The following is a 3050-nucleotide window of genomic DNA, read 5'->3' as shown; positions in this document are numbered from 1 at the left end:
GCTCTTCTTCGATATCCAAATTGGTTCTCATCTCCAGATGCTTGTTCAGATCCAGATACATTATCCAATGGAGTTATCGATGGAGTTATCGATGGAGTTATCGATTGAGTTATGTCTCCATAAACTGTTACGAAATCGTCTTTCATACTGATAACTGTCCAACCACGCTCATTGGCCACATCAAAAACATTAAAATTAGACTCGGACTTTTTATCGTATGGACAGTCAATGTCAGGTTCGTCAGCAGCATAGGGACATTCGCGGGGATCATCATGGTGAAGCAGCATCATTAAAGCTGGACCTTGGTTATCATCAGTGTAGTCAAGCATTGGTAAATCACCACTGGAATTACCAACTGCCATAATTGGTTTTTTACCAATGTAGCGTTCAATTCCCACTGGTTTACCTAGTCCATCGTTAATGGGTTGCACCAGTTCTGGCTTCCTAACCAAGAGATAAGATCCATCGCCTTGGGCGATATATTCTGTTTGGACGGTACTACCAATCACGTTTTCAGGGGGAATACCATAGGCATCTTCGGCAAAAGAGCGAATAAAATCAAGTCCTCCCCCAGAGCAAATATAGACCTTGAAATCATTACTTTGGAGATAATTGACCAGTTCAACCATGGGCTGATAAGTCAGCTCGATGTATGGCACTCCCAGGTATGGGTGCAAAGAGTTATCCAGAAAGTCCCTAGCTTTCTGTTTATACTCTTCCGGTGTTAATGGCTCCGGTTGAATATATTCTAGGATGAGATCTTTTACCATGACATCCTTTTCAGTTAAAGAAGGAAGTTTTTGAAGAGCTGGCAAGGCATTAGTTAGCCTATATTTGATAAATGACTCCTGAATATATTCTGGTTTTTCAGTCCACAGGGTTCCATCATTATCAAAGGTGGCGATGCGATCGCTAGGAGGAACGTAGTTATCACTGCTGGGATTGGTAACGTCTTCCACAAAGTTAACAATCCCTTGCTTAGTCCCACCCTCATTCCAAGACAGTAAGGGGTCATAATCGGCATTGCCAGAAGGACATCCGACAAACCCTCCTATGCAAAAGACTGATAAAAGAATCGATAGGAAAACTAAAAACTTTCTTTTTTTCATGAGCTAAGACTTCTGTAGTGTAATTGCTGAGCAGCTTTTTGCCAATTAAGGCTATTTTTAGGTAGCCAACTGATCTTTTGGATACAAACTATTGCCAAGTAGTTATGGTCAAGGCTGGTTGGCAGGCGTCACTGATGGGCAGATTTGCCATCAAGTGACGCCTTGATTGTCCAGCTAGGGGTGGCACTTAGCCAGTAAAGACTTAGTGCTATAGCAGTCGCCAGGGTAATTAGGACATGACAAAAGTCTCAAACTACAGTTTGGCAAGAGTTTAACTTCTGACTTCTGACTTCTGACTTCTGACTTCTGCTATATACCCTACTGAGCAGCTTAATCCAATGCCTTATTCTTGAGGTCTTCTATTAGCTCCTCCACAACTTGATTGATGCTAAAAGATGCAGGACGTTGACTAGGTGGAAATTCCCTGAAGGTATCCAGGAATTGAGCCATATATGCTGTGGCCGGACCTAGCAAGTAAGTGCGTCGGAAGCGCCAGTCTACGTAATAGTTAGACTCGAAGGGAGCTCTCTCAAAGGGATCGCGACGCAGATTAAGGATCATGGGAACCCTCAAATTGACATAGGGTTCCTCCCAAGTATCAAAACCTAGAGCTCGCTGTTCGGCAAAAATTATCTTCCAATCTTTAAACCGGAGTGCCGATGGGTAAGCATCATCAGTGAAATAGTAGAACTCTTCACGAGGCCCTTCAGGAAGTTCGTCTTCAGTACCTAGACTTGATAGATAGGGTAAGAAGTTATAGCCGTCTAGATGAATGAGGATAGGGTTACCGTCCTCATCAGTGCCGTAACCATTTGTAAGTAGCTGCTCCTTGATATCGTCCACACCAACTGCAGCCATGAGGGTGGGCAACATATCTTGGAGAGACATGATTTCGCTGGAAACCAAACCCGGTTGGATATGACCAGGCCATTTGATCATAGCGGGCACGCGGAAACCACCTTCCCAGTTAGTTACTTTTTCGTTACGGAAAGGACTTATGCCGCCGTCAGGCCAGGTAAATAATTCTGCACCGTTGTCAGTGGTGTAGAGCACAATAGTGTTATCGTCAATGCCCAATTCTTCAAGCTTATCGAGAAGTACCCCGACATGACCATCGTGTTCCACCATACCGTCTGCATAGATTCCCTGTCCGGTAACCCCTACAGATTCGTCTTTAAGGTGGGTAAAGACGTGCATACGGGTGGCGTTAAACCATACAAAAAACGGCTGACTTTTATCGTGGGCCTCAGAGATGAAATCTAGTGCACTATCTAGGAACTCTTCGTCCACTGTTTCCATCCGCTTTTTAGTTAGCGGACCTGTGTTGCACACTAGTTGACCTTCACTATCTTCATCTGTTACGTTTGTTGCACCCTCTTCGCATGTTATTGAATCGTCTGCATCGGAGGCATAGCTATGGATTACGCCCCGTGGCCGAAAGTTGGCGTCGAATACTGGATACTCACCTAGAGGAGGATAGTCTTCGTTTTCTGGTTCCTCTTCAGCATTGAGGTGATAGAGGTTGCCATAGAACTCATCGAAACCGTGGTTAGTGGGTAGATACTTATCTAAGTCACCCAGATGGTTTTTACCAAAAACTTTGGGTCTAAAGCCCCGTCCTTCTAGGACGGCTTTTCCTTTTGTGTGCTATAATAAGAGTATAAGTAATAAACTTTTCTTTAGATAGGTATGATCTAATCATAAGTAGACAACGTAAAAAATATGTATTAGATACGTATTGCGTAATTTGGTCTAACGACTATAACGTCTATGAAAAATTAGATAATAAAAAGTATCTGTCTATCCATATAAAAAGGTACGGTGGGGCACACCGAAACCTGGATCCATGATCTAAACGCTCGGGGAGATTTGTCCTCTACTTTTCCTGGTTCCGGCAAGGGATAGCAAGACGAGTCGTAGATCCAAGAATCCCCGTTCTTC

The 3050-nt window shown here is 43.7% G+C and carries 1 protein-coding gene and 1 pseudogene; both read right to left on the bottom strand.

All coding sequences use genetic code 11. From position 1 onward, the window contains the following. On the bottom strand, window positions 1–1109 hold a 1109-nt coding region (locus F6K20_RS31580; RefSeq protein WP_287297382.1), incomplete at its 3' end, for an HAD family hydrolase. Window positions 1110–1439: 330 nt separating this feature from the next. Next, window positions 1440–2726, bottom strand: a pseudogene (locus F6K20_RS31575) (sulfatase-like hydrolase/transferase); the annotation flags it as partial. Between the last annotated feature and the right edge of the window lie 324 nt (window positions 2727–3050).

The sequence above is a fragment of the Moorena sp. SIO2C4 genome (genome assembly GCF_010672485.1).
GTDB lineage: Bacteria > Cyanobacteriota > Cyanobacteriia > Cyanobacteriales > Coleofasciculaceae > Moorena > Moorena producens.
This window is presented reverse-complemented; position numbering and strand designations above follow the sequence as displayed.